At 38.6% G+C, this 15,653-nt stretch carries 11 protein-coding genes, 1 tRNA gene and 3 pseudogenes; 7 read left to right on the top strand and 8 right to left on the bottom strand.

The genetic code is table 11. The annotated features are described in order from the left end of the window. Nucleotides 1-3: 3 nt before the first annotated feature. Nucleotides 4-396, bottom strand: a complete 393-nt coding sequence (locus tag ACLKL2_RS07035; RefSeq protein ID WP_113818982.1) for a DUF2750 domain-containing protein — start codon at nucleotides 394-396, stop codon at nucleotides 4-6. Between the two features lie 474 nt (nucleotides 397-870). Between ACLKL2_RS07035 and ACLKL2_RS07030 the strand changes: the two genes are divergently transcribed. Then, a complete protein-coding gene (locus ACLKL2_RS07030) occupies nucleotides 871-2,541 on the top strand; it encodes a sensor domain-containing diguanylate cyclase (RefSeq protein WP_413693860.1) in 1,671 nt (556 codons plus the stop codon). A gap of 373 nt (nucleotides 2,542-2,914) precedes the next feature. Here the strand turns inward: ACLKL2_RS07030 and ACLKL2_RS07025 are convergent. From ACLKL2_RS07025 to rpsU, 6 genes are all read right to left on the bottom strand, one after another. Further along, a tRNA-Ile gene (locus tag ACLKL2_RS07025) sits at nucleotides 2,915-2,991 on the bottom strand. Between the two features lie 232 nt (nucleotides 2,992-3,223). Further along, entirely contained in the window at nucleotides 3,224-5,068 is a 1,845-nt protein-coding gene (gene rpoD / locus ACLKL2_RS07020) for an RNA polymerase sigma factor RpoD (protein ID WP_113818160.1), read from the bottom strand. A gap of 97 nt (nucleotides 5,069-5,165) precedes the next feature. Continuing rightward, nucleotides 5,166-5,564: a hypothetical protein gene (locus ACLKL2_RS07015; protein ID WP_413693859.1), complete on the bottom strand. Its 399-nt coding sequence runs from the start codon at nucleotides 5,562-5,564 to the stop codon at nucleotides 5,166-5,168. 5 nt (nucleotides 5,565-5,569) lie between these two features. Beyond that, nucleotides 5,570-6,913 carry a DNA primase gene (gene dnaG, locus ACLKL2_RS07010; protein ID WP_413693858.1) on the bottom strand — a complete coding sequence of 448 codons (1,344 nt, stop codon included), beginning with the start codon at nucleotides 6,911-6,913 and terminating at the stop codon, nucleotides 5,570-5,572. Nucleotides 6,914-7,131: 218 nt separating this feature from the next. Next, entirely contained in the window at nucleotides 7,132-7,575 is a 444-nt protein-coding gene (locus ACLKL2_RS07005) for a GatB/YqeY domain-containing protein (RefSeq protein WP_113818162.1), read from the bottom strand. Nucleotides 7,576-7,593: 18 nt separating this feature from the next. Beyond that, nucleotides 7,594-7,809: a 30S ribosomal protein S21 gene (gene rpsU, locus ACLKL2_RS07000; RefSeq protein ID WP_025563760.1), complete on the bottom strand. Its 216-nt coding sequence runs from the start codon at nucleotides 7,807-7,809 to the stop codon at nucleotides 7,594-7,596. 289 nt (nucleotides 7,810-8,098) lie between these two features. Here rpsU and tsaD point away from each other — a divergent pair, with 289 nt between their 5' ends. After that, complete coding sequence (tsaD, locus tag ACLKL2_RS06995) at nucleotides 8,099-9,118, top strand: tRNA (adenosine(37)-N6)-threonylcarbamoyltransferase complex transferase subunit TsaD (protein WP_413693856.1); 1,020 nt, start codon at nucleotides 8,099-8,101, stop codon at nucleotides 9,116-9,118. Between the two features lie 90 nt (nucleotides 9,119-9,208). Here tsaD and queG read toward each other — a convergent pair. Next, nucleotides 9,209-10,388, bottom strand: a pseudogene (gene queG, locus ACLKL2_RS06990) (tRNA epoxyqueuosine(34) reductase QueG). Nucleotides 10,389-10,662: 274 nt separating this feature from the next. Here queG and tsaE point away from each other — a divergent pair. The 5 genes and pseudogenes from tsaE to mutL all read left to right on the top strand — a co-directional run bounded on the left by tsaE (nucleotide 10,663) and on the right by mutL (nucleotide 15,652). Then, nucleotides 10,663-11,130, top strand: a complete 468-nt coding sequence (gene tsaE, locus ACLKL2_RS06985; protein ID WP_413694274.1) for a tRNA (adenosine(37)-N6)-threonylcarbamoyltransferase complex ATPase subunit type 1 TsaE — start codon at nucleotides 10,663-10,665, stop codon at nucleotides 11,128-11,130. Between the two features lie 196 nt (nucleotides 11,131-11,326). Then, nucleotides 11,327-11,719 (top strand): annotated as a pseudogene (locus ACLKL2_RS06980) (AMIN domain-containing protein); the annotation flags it as partial. 26 nt (nucleotides 11,720-11,745) lie between these two features. Further along, nucleotides 11,746-13,533, top strand: a complete 1,788-nt coding sequence (locus ACLKL2_RS06975; protein WP_413693855.1) for a LysM peptidoglycan-binding domain-containing protein — start codon at nucleotides 11,746-11,748, stop codon at nucleotides 13,531-13,533. Beyond that, nucleotides 13,515-13,754, top strand: a complete 240-nt coding sequence (locus ACLKL2_RS06970; RefSeq protein ID WP_413693854.1) for a LysM peptidoglycan-binding domain-containing protein — start codon at nucleotides 13,515-13,517, stop codon at nucleotides 13,752-13,754. The genes ACLKL2_RS06975 and ACLKL2_RS06970 overlap by 19 nt, the downstream gene beginning before the upstream one ends. An 18-nt stretch (nucleotides 13,755-13,772) precedes the next feature. Next, nucleotides 13,773-15,652: pseudogene (gene mutL / locus ACLKL2_RS06965) on the top strand (DNA mismatch repair endonuclease MutL). The last annotated feature ends 1 nt before the right edge of the window (nucleotide 15,653 follow it).

Genomic DNA, 15,653 nt, shown 5'->3' with positions numbered 1-15,653 from the left:
TAATTAATAACGTTTATGTTTTGAACTAGGCGTGATTTCCTGTTCAAACTCATCCGGAAACAGGATAATGCCATTAAGTTGGCTATCTGGGAAAATAACAATAGATAACTCATCTTCTTCTAACCCTGGAGTCCAGCGATCAAACCAGGTCGCTAAATCAATCGCTTTAGCGGTACAGTGTGACCATTCATCAGTTGCCCAATCTTCAGCAAATGCTTTATTTGGCCACACTGGCACACAATCTTCATCTTCAGTATTGAGCATGACACAACCATGTTCGTCAACTAATAGCCAAATCTCTTGTTGTTTTTGAATCTCTTTACATAAATATTGAAAACGTTGTTGAGCATCAAACTTTAAAATTTCTTTAATACGCTGTGGTGTTAAATCGCCCATATCTTATCCTGTTCAGTAAATTAGTTAATGACACGCTAGCTTAAAGTAAAAGTGATATTTTGCTAGTTTAGAATGCTCGAATATATACATTATCCGTTAACTTAATCATCATAATGTAGATCGTAAGTTGTTTGTTATATATTGTTTTTGAAGGTAAAAAGTACTCTGACAATGAGAAGAGTAATTAATAGCTCATTGGTTATTAAATGTGTAAGAGTGAGTAATTCTCAAACATTAAGTGCGCAAGGCCACTCTTTCTCTTTAAAATGTAAATATTTACATAAAAAAACATGGTTTTTTATAACCATATTTATATGCTTTATTTAATAACTATTGTATATTTTAGTTAAGTTTTATCAAAAAGAGTCGCTTATAGTTAAGTATCCACTTCTATTGCCGATAAATAATAATAACCTATTCGATACTCAATACGAATTGAAAAACTTTACTTAATCATTAAGTTCTAAGGCCATTATGTTTCATAGTATTAAAGCTCAAATAATTACTATTTATTCTCTTGTTATCTTCGCATTTGCTGCTTTGCTTTTATTGACGGTATACGTTAATGAAAAAGAGAGGATGCTGGATTTACAATTAGAAACCTCCACTAAAATATCGCAAATGCATGCCACTAAATTGAGCCAAGAATTTGCGCAATATGTTGCTATGTTGCAAGTACTGAGTAGTGACTTTGAACCAGTACACAATGACCAAGAAACGATACATAGACTATTACAGCGTTTAATCTTTGTTGGCGGAGATAACTTTGTTAATGCCGTTTATATTGATCAGGCCTTGAACTTAACCGATGCTAATTATCATAGAATGAAGGCCGTTCATCCGTCACTGCTAACCGGTAAAGATTGGGACAATAAAGAGTTTAATATTACTAACCCTATTGATAGTAGTTTTGAAGGTAAGCCTGTTATTATGGTTTCAGTACCTATTCGTAATGAAAAAAATGAGTGGAGTGGTACGATTGCAGCCGCGGTTCCTATCGACATCTTACCTAAAAAATTATCTGAAATTAAATTAGTAAAAGAAAGTTACGCATGGTTAGTGGATACCGACGGTTTGGTTATTTCCCATCCTGTTGCTAGTTTTATTATGAAAAATAGAGCAACCACAGAGCCGAATCCGAACTACCCTGGATTTAATGAAATAGTGAAACAGGCAAGTCTTAAAGATAATGGCTACGGTCGTTATATGGACGTTGCTTTAGATGAGTCTAAGATTGTGACTTATGCGCATATTCCTTATCTACCCGGCTGGACGCTTTATGTTACAACTGAAGAGTCTGAAATTTTCCAAGATATTTATGACATTCTATATAATGTATTAATTATTGCTATTGTGTTGATGGTGGTCTTTTTAATCTTTATTAGTCAGTTAGCTAACAAAGTGACTAAGCCAATTATCAAGCTAACACATGAAGTTAAATCGGTTGTTAATAGTAAAACAGATTATTTCCATGGCATTGATTCAAAAGATGAAATAGGGCAGCTTTCTAAAGCTTTTGACAGCAGTTTCAGAAAAATACGTACCCATACCATGCACCTCGAAAAAATGGTTAATCAGCGTACTCAAGAGATTGCCACTAAAAACTCTTTGCTCAGTGAGCAGAATGACCAACTCGAAGAGCTTGTTTCTAAAGATCCGCTTACTCACTTATATAACCGTAGAGCATTTAGTCGCTTACTTGATAAAGAACTTGCGCGAGCAAGAAGACATAAATCCTCTGTAACACTTGCCATATTAGATATTGATCACTTTAAGCGAATCAATGATACCTATGGGCATAATGTAGGTGATGAAGTATTATGCCGCTTTGCTAATGAGTTAACCACTAATATGCGTGTGGAAGATTTGATTTGTCGTTGGGGTGGTGAGGAATTTGTTATTTTATTATGGGAAGCGACGGCAAGCTCTGCGTTTAGGCATATGGACGAAATTCGAGAGAATATTGCTAATTTACATTTTGATACCGTTGATAAAGTTACTTTCAGTATTGGTATGGCTACTATGCGCGATAATGAAGAGTTCAAAGATTGGTTACATAGAGCCGATGATGCCCTTTATAAAGCCAAAGAGATGGGCCGTAATCGCACCATTATTGATAACAGTGAGCCACCGAAAGAAAGCTAACTTATACCACGCAAACTAACAGGAGAGCGCCATCAGAAGACTTCACTTCTTTTGGCTCTCCGACTCTAAAGCCATATCTTTAACCACAACTTTACCCTATCACCGCTCTTTTTCTAGAAAGGTTAATCATCAGCTATAATACCAATCATAGTAAGTAACTGATCTATTTTACTTGTTAAAACAACTTATTTTTTTCGTTGTAAGTTTCGCATAGGGAACAACCATTTACATCAACTTACGCCTCAAACTAAGCCATTTTTCCGGCGCAAAATTTAGATCAGTTATTTAATACAATTGGTGTAAGTTTTGTAGCACAGATGTAGCACACATAAAAAAAGGTTAGTAAGCATTACACTTACTAACCTTCTATATATGGTGGCCCTTCCCCGACTCGAACGGGGGACCTGACGATTATGAGTCGTATGCTCTAACCAACTGAGCTAAAGGGCCTTAATTTGTGCGCTGATTATATAAGCTACTCATTTCGCTGTCTAGTTTATTCAGTTTGATTGCTTATTTAATCAGCGCTATTTACTTAGCATTCTTAAATATTTCTTTTATATGGTTTTTATTAAGGAGTTATACATTTTTTTGGAATGAAGGAACAAAAAATTGTTTGGGGTGCAGATACAAAAAATCCTACCGAAGTAGGATTTTTTTAGAGTCATTCACTAAACGTCTATTACTCGTCTAGGAAGCTGCGTAGTTGCTCACTGCGGCTAGGATGGCGTAGTTTGCGAAGTGCTTTAGCTTCGATTTGACGAATACGCTCACGTGTTACATCAAACTGTTTACCAACCTCTTCTAAAGTGTGGTCAGTGTTCATATCGATACCAAAACGCATACGTAATACTTTAGCTTCACGCGCTGTTAAACCTTCTAATACATCGTTTGTTGCATTTTTAAGGCTTTCGCTCGTTGCGCTATCAACCGGTAGGGCAATCGTTGTATCTTCAATGAAGTCACCTAAGTGCGAATCTTCGTCATCACCGATAGGTGTTTCCATTGAGATTGGCTCTTTAGCAATTTTTAATACCTTACGAATTTTATCTTCAGGCATCATCATGCGTTCAGCTAGCTCTTCAGGCTGTGGCTCACGACCCATTTCTTGTAACATTTGACGAGAGATACGGTTAAGTTTGTTAATCGTTTCAATCATGTGTACTGGAATACGGATAGTACGCGCTTGGTCAGCAATTGAACGAGTGATTGCTTGACGGATCCACCATGTTGCATAAGTTGAGAATTTGTAACCACGACGGTATTCAAATTTATCAACGGCTTTCATTAGGCCGATGTTACCTTCTTGAATTAAATCTAAGAATTGTAAACCACGGTTGGTGTATTTCTTAGCAATCGAGATAACCAGACGTAAGTTGGCTTCTACCATCTCTTTCTTCGCACGACGAGCTTTTGTCTCACCAATGCTCATTGCACGAGAGATCTCTTTCAAGTTAGTAATGCTTAGTGTGCTTTCTACTTCGATAGCCAGCATTTTACGAATACAACGCTCTAGATCTTCTTCAGCTTCTTTAATACCTGCAACGTAAGCTTGGTCGCCACTTAGTACTTTTTCTAACCATGCGCTGCTTGTTTCATTACCTTTAAATAATTTAATGAATTCAGCTTTTGGCATTTTGCATTGTTCAACACAGATTTTTAGAATTAAACGCTCTTGTACACGCGCTGCATTCATATTACCGCGAATCAATTTCACCATACGGTCAAACTGTTTAGGGATTAGTTTAAATTGTTGAAAATATTCTGCTTGTTCGTTAATGGCTGCTAACGTCTCTGCATGTTTACGACCATTTTTAGTGATAGATTTTTCTACGATGTTATTTAAACGACGTAATTCAGCAAATTTTTCTGCTGCTTCTTCAGGACATGGACCTTTTGGACCTTCCTCTTCATCTTCAACGTCTTCTGCATCTTCATCGTCGTCATCTAGGTCTGCTTCAGATAATTCAGAACCGATGTTAGTTGCACTTACCGCTTGTGTCATATCATCATTTGGATCAATAAAACCACTGATTAGGTCAGTTAGTTTCATCTCTTCTGCTTCATAGCTATCGTAGTTATCTAATAGGTTACGAATCGTTGCAGGGTATTCAGAAACAGAATTTTGTACTTCTTTGATACCTTCTTCGATACGTTTAGCGATAACAATCTCGCCTTCACGTGTCAGTAGTTCAACAGTACCCATTTCACGCATGTACATACGTACTGGGTCTGTAGTACGGCCAATTTCAGATTCAACCGTTGCTAATACTTGCGCAGCAGCTTCTACAGCATCTTCATCTGGCTCATCATTATCTGTACCAGATAAAATTAGATCATCAGCATCAGGTGCTGTTTCAACAACACGGATACCCATGTCGTTGATCATTTGAATGATATCTTCAATTTGCTCTGACTCAACGATATCTTGCGGCAGGTGATCATTCACTTCTGCGAAGGTTAAGAAACCATTTTCTTTACCTTTAATGATCAGCTCTTTAAGCTGCGATTGAGGTGTTTGGGCCATAGGTACCATCCAAAAAATTAGTCGTAAAATGTGGTGTAAATGGGAAAAAATCTGAGCGCTCGATTATACGCCTAAATTGAATTTTATGCCAATCCCATTAATGTTGTTTTTGTTCTTTAAGAAGTTGTGCTAACTGCACCGTCTCTTGTATTGTTAAAACCTCACCTTGTCTTGATTTTTGTTTTAAAAATTCAATACGTTGTGTAAGGTGTAAAGATAAAAAATTATCTAAAATATCGAAGAATACTTCTTCGTAATTGTTTTTATCGACTTGGTTTTCCCAAGTTGCTAACGTAATTAATTGTTTTTCTTCTGGTTGACCACGCCAATGTTCCAATAACAGTCCTGTAGAGAGATGGGGTGTCTTTCTACAAATTTCAAGTAGTGTATTTAAAAGAGTTATGCCAGGTATTTCTATCTCTTTAAATTCAGGTATTTCATCCAATTGATAAGCCATTTGCGGATGTTGCAGCAATAACGAAATAGCTAGTCTCATTGGTGTTATCTTTTGCGAGGTAGGTTTTTCTCTACCGTTTGTGCCGCGGGTAATAACTTTTGTAAACCTTCTTTTTCAATCCCTAAGAGACTGATTAAACGAGTTTCCATCATCTGTCTAAAAACTGAATCAGGTAACTTAGTTAATAACGGAATCGCTAATTGTGCAAGTTTTGATTTACTATCAGCACTGGTCATATCAACTTGTGTTAACAATTGCTGGAACAAAAAGTCAGATAATGGCATCGCTTGATCAACGAGTTTTTCGAAGAAAACTTTACCTTCTTTTTGCACTAAACTATCTGGATCTTCACCATCAGGTAGGAACATAAAGCGTAATGTTCGCCCATCTTGAATCGCAGGTAGGGCATTTTCTAATGCACGCCAAGCCGCGGTGCGACCGGCTTTATCACCATCAAAACAGCAAATAACTTCACTGGTTTGTCTAAACAAAAGTTGGATATGATCGGGTGTGGTGGCTGTACCTAAAGACGCCACTGCATAGTGGATATCAAATTGTCCAAGTGCTACAACATCCATATAACCTTCAACGACTAAAATACGTTGAATATCTTTGTTATGTTGTTTTGCTTGGTATAAGCCGTATAGCTCTTTACCCTTGTGAAAAATTGGGGTTTCAGGAGAGTTTAGGTATTTTGGTGTTGTATCATCAAATACACGACCACCAAATCCAATCACTCGACCACGTTTATCTAAAATAGGGAACATTAAACGGTCCCTAAAACGATCATAACTACCGCCGCTATCTTTACTGATTAACATACCTGCATCAATGAGTTGTTGTTCAGTGTGTTTGTTGATAGCAAATTGTTTACGCACTTCATCCCAACCATCAGGAGCGTAACCAATTTGAAAATGTTTAGTAGTAGCGCCAGATAAGCCTCTACTTTTTAAGTAGTTAATGACTTTTTCACTGTTTTTATGTGTGCGTAATTGCTGTTGGTAAAAGCGCGTAATATCTCCCATCAATTGATATAAGTCTTTTCTATCAACATAGTTAGTAGGGGCTTGATTGCTATTTGATTCTTCACGTGGTATTTCAATGGAAAGTTGTTCTGCTAGTACTTCAATGGCATCAACAAACTCAATACCATCATATTCCATTAAGAAGGTAACCACATTACCGCTAACACCGCAGTTAAAGCAGTGGTAAAACTGCTGCTCTTCGCTGACTGAAAATGTGGAATCATTATTACCATTATGGAAAGGGCAGCGGGCACGATAGCTTTTGCCTTTTTTCTTCAACTTAAGACGGCTATCAATTATATCAACGATATCGCTACGAGAAATTAAGTCGTCAATGAAATTCTTTGGAATGCGGCCAGCCATTTAAGAGTCCTATGGAGAAATGAGAGTACTATACTCACAGTATTTAATACGACACAGATATTGTGTTTTTTAATTCAGGTTAGATGCTATCTTTTTCAAAATATTAGGGTGTTTAAAGTTAATAATTAAATATTAACTGATAAAGTTGCTTTCATTAAAACAAAAAAACCTCAGACTTAATGAAAAGCTGAGGTTTTTTAATCAAGAAAGCGAGATGACTATTTTAAGCTAGCTCTTACAAGCCCACTTACTGCAGCCATATCTGCTCTTCCTTGTATCTCTTTTTGGAGTATTCCCATCACTTTACCCATATCTTGCATACCTTGTGCATCAACAGATGCAATAGCTTGTTTGATATGAGCATCTACTTCTTCAGCAGTTAGTGCTTGAGGTAAAAACTCCTCTAAAATAGCAAGTTCCGTTTTTTCTATATCTGCAAGATCAGCTCGGTCAGCTTTTTCAAATTGAGTAATTGATTCTTTACGTTGTTTAACTGATTTCACAACAACTGTTGTAACAGCGTCATCATCAAGTTCAATTTTATCATCAATCTCAATTTGTTTAACAGCTGCAATCAATGAACGGATAGTCTTTAAACGGACTTTATCCTTTGCACGCATTGCAAGCTTTTGCTCTTCTTGTAATCTTGTTTTTATAGACATCGGAGACCTTTATCTATTCTAGTATAAACGTACGCGACGAGCGTTATCACGAGAAAGTTTTTTCAGGTGACGTTTAACAGCTGCTGCTTTAGCACGTTTACGAACTGTAGTAGGTTTCTCGAAGAATTCGCGTTTACGAGTTTCTGCTAAGATACCTGCTTTTTCACAAGAACGTTTAAAACGACGTAATGCTACGTCAAATGGTTCGTTTTCACGAAGTTTAATTACTGGCATATGCCTCTTACCTTTATGGTTACGGTCGTAAATTGACCAGTGCATTTAAATTGGTGCCGAATTTTAATCCTATTTGGGGCATGATGTAAAGAAATTCCGCATTAATTTTCATTAAAAAAGCAGAAAGATCTTAATGATCTTTAGATCCGTGCTTATAATCACGCTTGATAAAAAAATCCATCTTGGCTGTATTTTCCGTTAGAATGCGTTACATTTTTTATTTTGTTCTCTATTTTATTTAATTAGCGTTAATCAAAAGCTAATTATTTTAGTTATAAGGTTGTTTAGTATGCGAATTTTAGGCATTGAAACGTCATGTGATGAAACAGGTATTGCTGTTTATGACGATCAACAAGGTTTGTTATCGCACCAGCTATATAGTCAGGTGAAGTTACACGCTGATTACGGCGGTGTTGTTCCTGAGCTCGCGTCACGTGACCATGTGCGTAAAACCATTCCTCTTATTAAGGAAGCATTAGCCTTAGCGAATTGTACCAAAGATGATATTGATGCGATTGCTTATACAGCAGGGCCTGGTTTAGTGGGTGCATTATTAGTGGGTTCATGTATTGGCCGTAGTATTGCGTTTGCTTGGGATAAACCTGCGATTGCTGTTCATCATATGGAAGGGCATCTTTTAGCGCCTATGTTAGAAGATGATAAGCCTGATTTTCCTTTTGTGGCTTTATTGGTGTCTGGCGGACATACATTATTAGTGCAAGTAGATGATATTGGTGAATATACTTTATTAGGTGAAAGTATTGATGATGCCGCTGGTGAAGCCTTTGATAAAACGGCTAAACTTCTTGGCTTAGATTATCCTGGTGGACCTCGTCTGGCTAAAATGGCTGAAAATGGTGTAGCAGGGCGTTTTAAATTCCCGCGTCCAATGACTGACAGACCTGGTTTAGATTTTAGCTTTAGTGGTTTAAAAACCTCTGCAGCTGTTACCATTGCGCGTGAAGGTGATGATTTACAAACTCAATCTGATATCGCTTATGCTTTCCAGGAAGCGGTAATCGATACCATTGCTATTAAATGTAAGCGTGCTTTAAAGCAAACCGGCTTGAAGCGTTTAGTGGTTGCAGGTGGTGTGAGTGCCAATACTGCATTACGTGAGCAGTTAGCTGACACCATGCAAAAGCTAGGCGGTAAAGCATTCTACCCACGTGGTGAGTTTTGTACCGATAATGGTGCGATGATTGCCTATGCAGGTATGCAACGCTTGAAAGCAGGGCACATACAAGGTTTAGAGATTAAAGCCAAACCACGTTGGCCATTAGATCAATTAGAGAGTGTGAAGAGTTAAGTCTTCACTCTTTGTTGTGAATATTAAAAGCCGTTGCTCGTTAACCTGAGCAACGGCTTTTTTATAACTGATGGTTTGATTGGTATGCTATTAAGCGTCTCTAGGTAAACCTTTTTTTACTGCTTTGATTAAACGCTGGTTTAATCTGTCTATATTAATTGGTAATTTTAGTTGCTGCTCGGCCAGTGCCCATTCAATGTGCTCATTGACTAACTCATCTTCACTTTCAACTAACTTATTTTGTAAGCTAGTGATAACGTCAATACTACTTGGTGCATTACCTAACGCAATGGCGATATTTCTTAACCAACGCTGATAACCAATACGACGTATCGGAGAACCTTCAGTATTTTTTAAAAAGGTGCTTTCAGACCAAGCAAACAAACTCAGTAATGACTGGTTTTGTAAAAAGTCTTTGGCTTGATAATCGGATTCTTCAGTGGTGTCAGCAAAACGATTCCACGGACAAATCAATTGGCAATCATCACAGCCATAAATACGATTACCGATCGCTTTACGAAATTCGGTAGGGATAGCACCTTGTAACTCAATGGTTAAATAAGAGATACAACGTCGTCCGTCGACCACATAGGGAGCTACAATTGCTTGAGTAGGGCAAATCTTCATACAGGCAACACATTGCCCACATTGATTTGGTTGTGCTTGATCAACGGGTAAAGCAAGGTCAATTAATAGTTCGCCAAGAAAAAACCAAGATCCAGAATCTTTATCTAGTAGCAGTGAGTGTTTACCTACCCAACCTAATCCCGCTTTTTCAGCGAGCGGGCGTTCTAAAATAGGGGCACTATCAACAAAGGGACGGAAACCTAGCTCGCCCACTTCATTTTTTATTTTATCACCTAATTGCTTTAAACGTTTGCGCAGTACTTTATGGTAATCCCTGCCTAATGCATATCGACTTATATAGGCGAGATCTTTGTCTTCTAAATTTGCTGCAAACTGTGCATCGTCTGGTAAATAATCCATTCTTACGGAAATAACACGTAATGTACCTGAGTAATAACTCGTTTGGTCTAGCGCGCATCATGCCATGCCTTTCCATATAATCCATTTCACCGTGGTATTGGTTATCTAACCAAGCTTGTAAATTTGCTTCTTGGTCAGTTAAGTCAACATCACTGATCCCCACTCCTTGAAAACCTAGCGCTTTTCCCCACACTTTTATATTCTCTGCTAACTCGCTTAATACCGTTGAAGAGAGAGGTGTGCTATTGATATGTGAACTGGTAGATTCTTGAGTTATTTTCATTTGCCGTATATTTCGTTGCGAGAGGTCTATTTTTATCTATTTTCTATGCAGGCAGTTTAGCATAAGTTACTCAGCTTGAATGCTTCTCTTTAGTTCACTTTTAAGTAAATTGATTTACTTTCTGAAGTGATTGTTTATGCTCTGTAATAGGCTAGCACTAGTGTGAAGCATCTGCTTTCTGTTATTATCTGTGCTAATAGCGCAATTTCAGAGTGTTTTTTTATGCTATTTAACGAATTTCGCTGTCAATATACTCAACTCATGATTGGAATGAATAAATCTCAATGTCGAATCTATTAAAGAAAAGTTACTCAATGCTGAACAAACCGTGCAATTTGGTGACCGTTTAAGTAAAGCTTGTCAAACAGCAACCTGTATTTATCTGCATGGTGACCTTGGCGCTGGTAAAACCACTTTAACGCGCGGTTTTATCCAAGGTTTAGGGCACGTTGGTAATGTAAAAAGCCCGACTTATACTTTAGTGGAACCTTATGAGTTAGCAGAGTGGCAAGTTTATCATTTTGATTTATATCGTTTGTCTGATCCTGAAGAGTTAGAGTTTATGGGGATCCGTGATTATTTTGGTGAAACCAGCCATTGTCTAGTGGAGTGGCCGGAGCGCGGTGTTGGCTTTTTACCTAACCCAGATATAGATTTAACTATTGTTTATGTCGGTGAGCAGCGTGAAATTACGTTACAAGCAAATACCGAAAATGGCCTAAGAGTATTAAAGAATTTATGATGAATAAGTACAATCCAAGCAGGTTATTAACGCCGTTATTCTCTAATAAAGTGACTTTATTTTGCACTTTACTGATCATGCAATGTATCAGTTTAAGTGTAGCTGCCGCACAAAATGAGTTAAAAGGTGTGCGTACCGGCCTTCACCTGACAATACTCGGGTTGTACTTGACCTTGCTAACAAACCACAATACGAAACACATTACCTGAGTAAGCCAGATCGTTTAGTGATTGACTTGACCGGGACGCGTAATAAAGCGAATTTAAGTGCAATTACTAATAAAGGTAAATTGATCACTAGAATTCGTGAAAGTAAAACCGCAAAAGCGAATACCTTTAGATTGGTTATTGATTTAACCACCGCCAGTAAAGCAAGAATTTTCAGCCTACCACCTGCTAAACCTTACGGGCACCGTTTAGTGATTGATTTACCAACTATTGCTACTAAAGTACCCACTAAAATAGCAGCAACACCTAATGGCCGTAATATTATTGTGGCGATCGATGCTGGTCATGGTGGTGATGATCCCGGTGCTTTAGGTAAATATAGTTACGAGAAAAAGTCACACTACAAATCGCTAAGCGCTTAAAAAATACCATCGATGCGCAACGTGGTATGCAATCCTTTTTGATTAGAACGGGTGATTACTTTGTTAACTTAAACAAACGTTCTGAAATTGCACGTAAAGGTAAAGCTGACTTTTTGGTGTCTATTCATGCCGATGGTTTTACCTCTAGTCGTCCTAAGGGCGCTTCTGTTTGGGTATTATCAAATCGTCGTGCGACCACAGAGTTAGGTCGCTGGATGGAAAAAAATGAAGCGCAATCACAGTTATTAGGTGGTGCGGGCGATTTAATTCAAGACTCTGACAGTGTGCCATTTTTAAATAAAATGCTGCTAGATATGTCCATGGGGAATACCATGGGGGTTGGTTATAATATTGGTAGTTTGGTAACGAGCGAGCTTTCTAAAGTCACCACCATGCATAAAAAAGAGCCTGTGCATGCCAGCCTTGCGGTATTAAAGTCACCGGATATTCCTTCTATTTTGGTGGAAGCTGGATTTATTACTAATCCAACGGAAGAGCGTTTGCTTAATCAAGCTGCTTTCCAAAACAAAATTGCTAATGCCGTGTTTAAAGGTATTTATAAACACTTTAGTTTAAAACCACCGCAGGGCACTTTGTTTGCTCAGAAAAAACATGCAACTAAACATACGGTACGTAGCGGAGAGTCGTTATCGATACTTTCTAAGCGTTACAGTGTTAGTGCCGCGAAGTTAAAAAGCTTTAACCATTTGAAATCTAGTTCATTGAAGATTGGTCAGGTATTAAGTATTCCTGAAAACTATCAAGTGGTGGTTGAGCCACAATCTCAGGTTACCTCTGCGAGACCTTTAGTACAACAAGCAACGACACATACTGTTAAACGAGGTGAATCGTTATCTGTGATCGCCAGTCGATATGGTAAAACCACAGCGCAATTAGTCGCTTACAATAACTTATCAAATACGACGCTAGCAGTGGGGCAAAAAATCGAGATCCCAGGTGTAGGTGGCAATGCGCAAAATACTCAAACCATAGTGGTTAAAACGCCCGTAGTTCATACTGTAGCACGCGGTGAATACCTTTCTGCTATTGCTAAAAAATACAATAAAAGTATTAAGCAGTTATCTTCTTACAATAAATTAAGCTCAACGACATTACGAATTGGTCAGCGTATTAAGATTCCTGGTGCCTATACGGAAACGACTAAAACGCGAGTAATTGAGCCAAAGGTCGCACCTAAAGCACCTGCGCCAGTTGTTAAACATAAAATTTATACGGTACGTTCAGGTGATTCTTTATCGGTTATCGCAGAAAGATATGCGACCAATATGTCTAATTTGAAACGAATCAATAATTTAAAATCTAGCAGTGTCTATGTAGGGCAAAAATTAAAAGTGCCAGCAGGGCAAGTTGAAGCAGCGCCTGAACGCCTTCATGTGGTGAAAAAAGGTGAGTTTTTATCGCTGATTGCTAAAAAGTTCGACACCAGTATATCGACGTTAAAAAGCTACAATAACCTTAAGTCGACCTCTTTACGTGTTGGACAAAAGATTAAAATACCTGGGGCTGATAGCTCCAACTATCAATCGCCAGTCGCTAAAAAAGTGGTAGTGCCTACTGAGCATAAAGTAAAACGCGGTGAATCCTTATCTGTCATTGCACAACGATACGATAGAAGTGCAAAACAGTTTCAAGCATACAATAAACTTAGCTCGACGCGTTTATCGGTTGGACAAGTATTGAAAATCCCAAGTGCGAATTATAGTGCGCCGGTTCGACCTGCTACGCATACGGTACAAAAGGCCAATCTCTGTCTGTTATTGCAAGTAGATATGGCGTGTCTACACAACAGTTAAAGCAGTTTAATGGATTACGATCTAACGCATTAAATATTGGTCAGCGTTTGAAAATTCCAACGGCGAGTGCGCAGAAAACTCAGCATAAAGTGCGTAGTGGTGAATCACTATCGGTGATTGCACAACGTTATGGGACAACAACCAGTGCGATTATTTCGACCAATAAATTACGCAGTAAATCCTTAGCTGTTGGCCAAGTGTTAACAATTCCTGTGAGCTAGTTTAACGAGTTTATCATCATGGCAATTCAGATATTACCTGCACGATTAGCTAACCAAATTGCGGCCGGTGAAGTAGTGGAGCGTCCAGCTTCCGTGGTTAAAGAGTTAGTGGAAAACAGTTTAGATGCGGGTGCAAGCCGTATTGAGATAGAGATTGAACAGGGCGGTGCTAAGTGCATTCGCATTAAAGATAATGGTAAAGGTGTCAGCAAAGAAGAGTTGACCCTAGCATTAAGCCGCCATGCCACCAGTAAAATAAGTCACCTTGATGATTTAGAAGCGATTGTAAGTTTAGGTTTCAGAGGCGAGGCGTTAGCCAGTGTCAGTTCAGTTTCTCGTTTAACCTTTACTTCTAAGCCTGCAGACCAAGATCAAGCTTGGCAGGCCGTTGCTGAAGGTCGAGATATGCAAGTGAATGTGCAACCTGCTGCTCATCCGCAGGGCACCACGGTTGAAGTGTTGGATCTGTTCTTTAACACGCCTGCACGTCGTCGTTTTTTAAAAACAGAAAAAACTGAATTCCAACATATCGATGAGCTGATCAAGCGTATTGCACTGAGTCGTTTTGATATTGCGATCACCTTAAAGCACAATAAAAAAATAGTAAGGCAATATAGAGCTGCGCCAGAACAAGCACAGCAGGAAAAACGTATTGCGGCTATTTGTAGTGAACAATTCATTCAACATGCGGTATTTTTTGAGCATGCAGACCAAACTTTAAAAATATCTGGCTGGGTATCGGACCGTTTATCACCACGTCCTTTAGCTGACGTACAATATTGTTATATCAATGGACGAATGATTCGCGACAAATTGGTGAACCATGCAATCAAACAGGTATTTGCACACTTTATCCCGCAGGGCATGTTTCCTGGTTATATTATCTATATTGAATGTGATGCTAAAGAGGTGGATGTTAACGTTCACCCTGCTAAGCATGAAGTGCGATTCCATCAAGCGCGTTGGGTGCATGACTTTATTAGCAGTACACTCAACTCAACGTTAAGTGATAGTTCGTTATTAAGCCATGATCTTGAAGCGCAGCAAAATATGGCGCAGCCTCGTGTGGCAGAACATGCTTATCAGCCACCAAGCCAGGTATCAGAAGGGCAGGGGGAGATTATAATCACGCTCATAACAGTGAAGCTAGTCCTCGTCGTAATGAATACTCTGGAGGGACTGGCGGTTATGCGACGATGCCAACGCGTCCAGTATTAGATCAGCAAAAAGTAGGGGCGTATTGTGATTTTGTTGCTGAAGCATTTCAGCAAGATATAGGGTTAACAGTTGGTACTTCAGAAACATCAAAGTCTTCTGCTATTGTTAAATTAATCAGTGTTATTGACCAGCATCATTTATTGGTTCAACCACAGGTTGAGTCGCTAAGTGCGTTATCTGAGAATGGTTTGTTGATTATGTCTTTGCCTCGAGCCCGTCAACAGATTGTTGCTTCACAATTGTTTAATGCTTGGCAAGATGGCGAAGTGATCTCACAGCCTTTATTACTGCCGGTACGCTTTAAACTAAGTCCTGAAATGTTAGTGGTGGCTGAACAAGCAAGTTCATTATTAGCTCGCTTAGGTTTTACTTATAAATTTCAATCACAATTTGTGATTGTTAGCCAAGTGCCAGCCGCTTTTAGGCATGCGCCCATTGCGACTATTTTACCGCAACTGTTTGACACTTCAAATGAAGCTGAGCACCTGAGTAGTGAGCAGCAAGTTCAGCAAGTGTGCGATAAGTTAAGCCATCTATTACACGCTCAAGAGCAAGAGAAAGCCTTTTCTGTAACTGAGGTAACACCATTATTTGAAGCGTTAAGTAGTTTGCCTAATGAGGCGTTTCAACAATGCTTTAAACAACCTAATTTGTCATTATTATTACAGGGTATTCATTAGA

Source organism: Psychromonas sp. KJ10-2 (assembly GCF_047323255.1).
In the GTDB taxonomy this organism is placed as follows: Bacteria; Pseudomonadota; Gammaproteobacteria; order Enterobacterales; family Psychromonadaceae; genus Psychromonas.
Note: the sequence above shows the minus strand (reverse complement) of the source record. Positions and strands in the feature narration are given on the sequence as shown.

Excerpts from the sequence above, each read along its gene's own strand:
- ACLKL2_RS07035 (WP_113818982.1), bottom strand. The coding sequence starts at position 396 with ATGGGCGATTTAACACCACAGCGTATTAAAGAAATTTTAAAGTTTGAT.
- rpsU (WP_025563760.1), bottom strand. The coding sequence starts at position 7,809 with ATGCCAGTAATTAAACTTCGTGAAAACGAACCATTTGACGTAGCATTA.
- rpoD (WP_113818160.1), bottom strand. The coding sequence starts at position 5,068 with ATGGCCCAAACACCTCAATCGCAGCTTAAAGAGCTGATCATTAAAGGT.
- ACLKL2_RS07015 (WP_413693859.1), bottom strand. The coding sequence starts at position 5,564 with ATGAGACTAGCTATTTCGTTATTGCTGCAACATCCGCAAATGGCTTAT.
- dnaG (WP_413693858.1), bottom strand. The coding sequence starts at position 6,913 with ATGGCTGGCCGCATTCCAAAGAATTTCATTGACGACTTAATTTCTCGT.
- ACLKL2_RS06975 (WP_413693855.1), top strand. The coding sequence starts at position 11,746 with ATGCAATCCTTTTTGATTAGAACGGGTGATTACTTTGTTAACTTAAAC.
- tsaD (WP_413693856.1), top strand. The coding sequence starts at position 8,099 with ATGCGAATTTTAGGCATTGAAACGTCATGTGATGAAACAGGTATTGCT.
- ACLKL2_RS07030 (WP_413693860.1), top strand. The coding sequence starts at position 871 with ATGTTTCATAGTATTAAAGCTCAAATAATTACTATTTATTCTCTTGTT.
- ACLKL2_RS07005 (WP_113818162.1), bottom strand. The coding sequence starts at position 7,575 with ATGTCTATAAAAACAAGATTACAAGAAGAGCAAAAGCTTGCAATGCGT.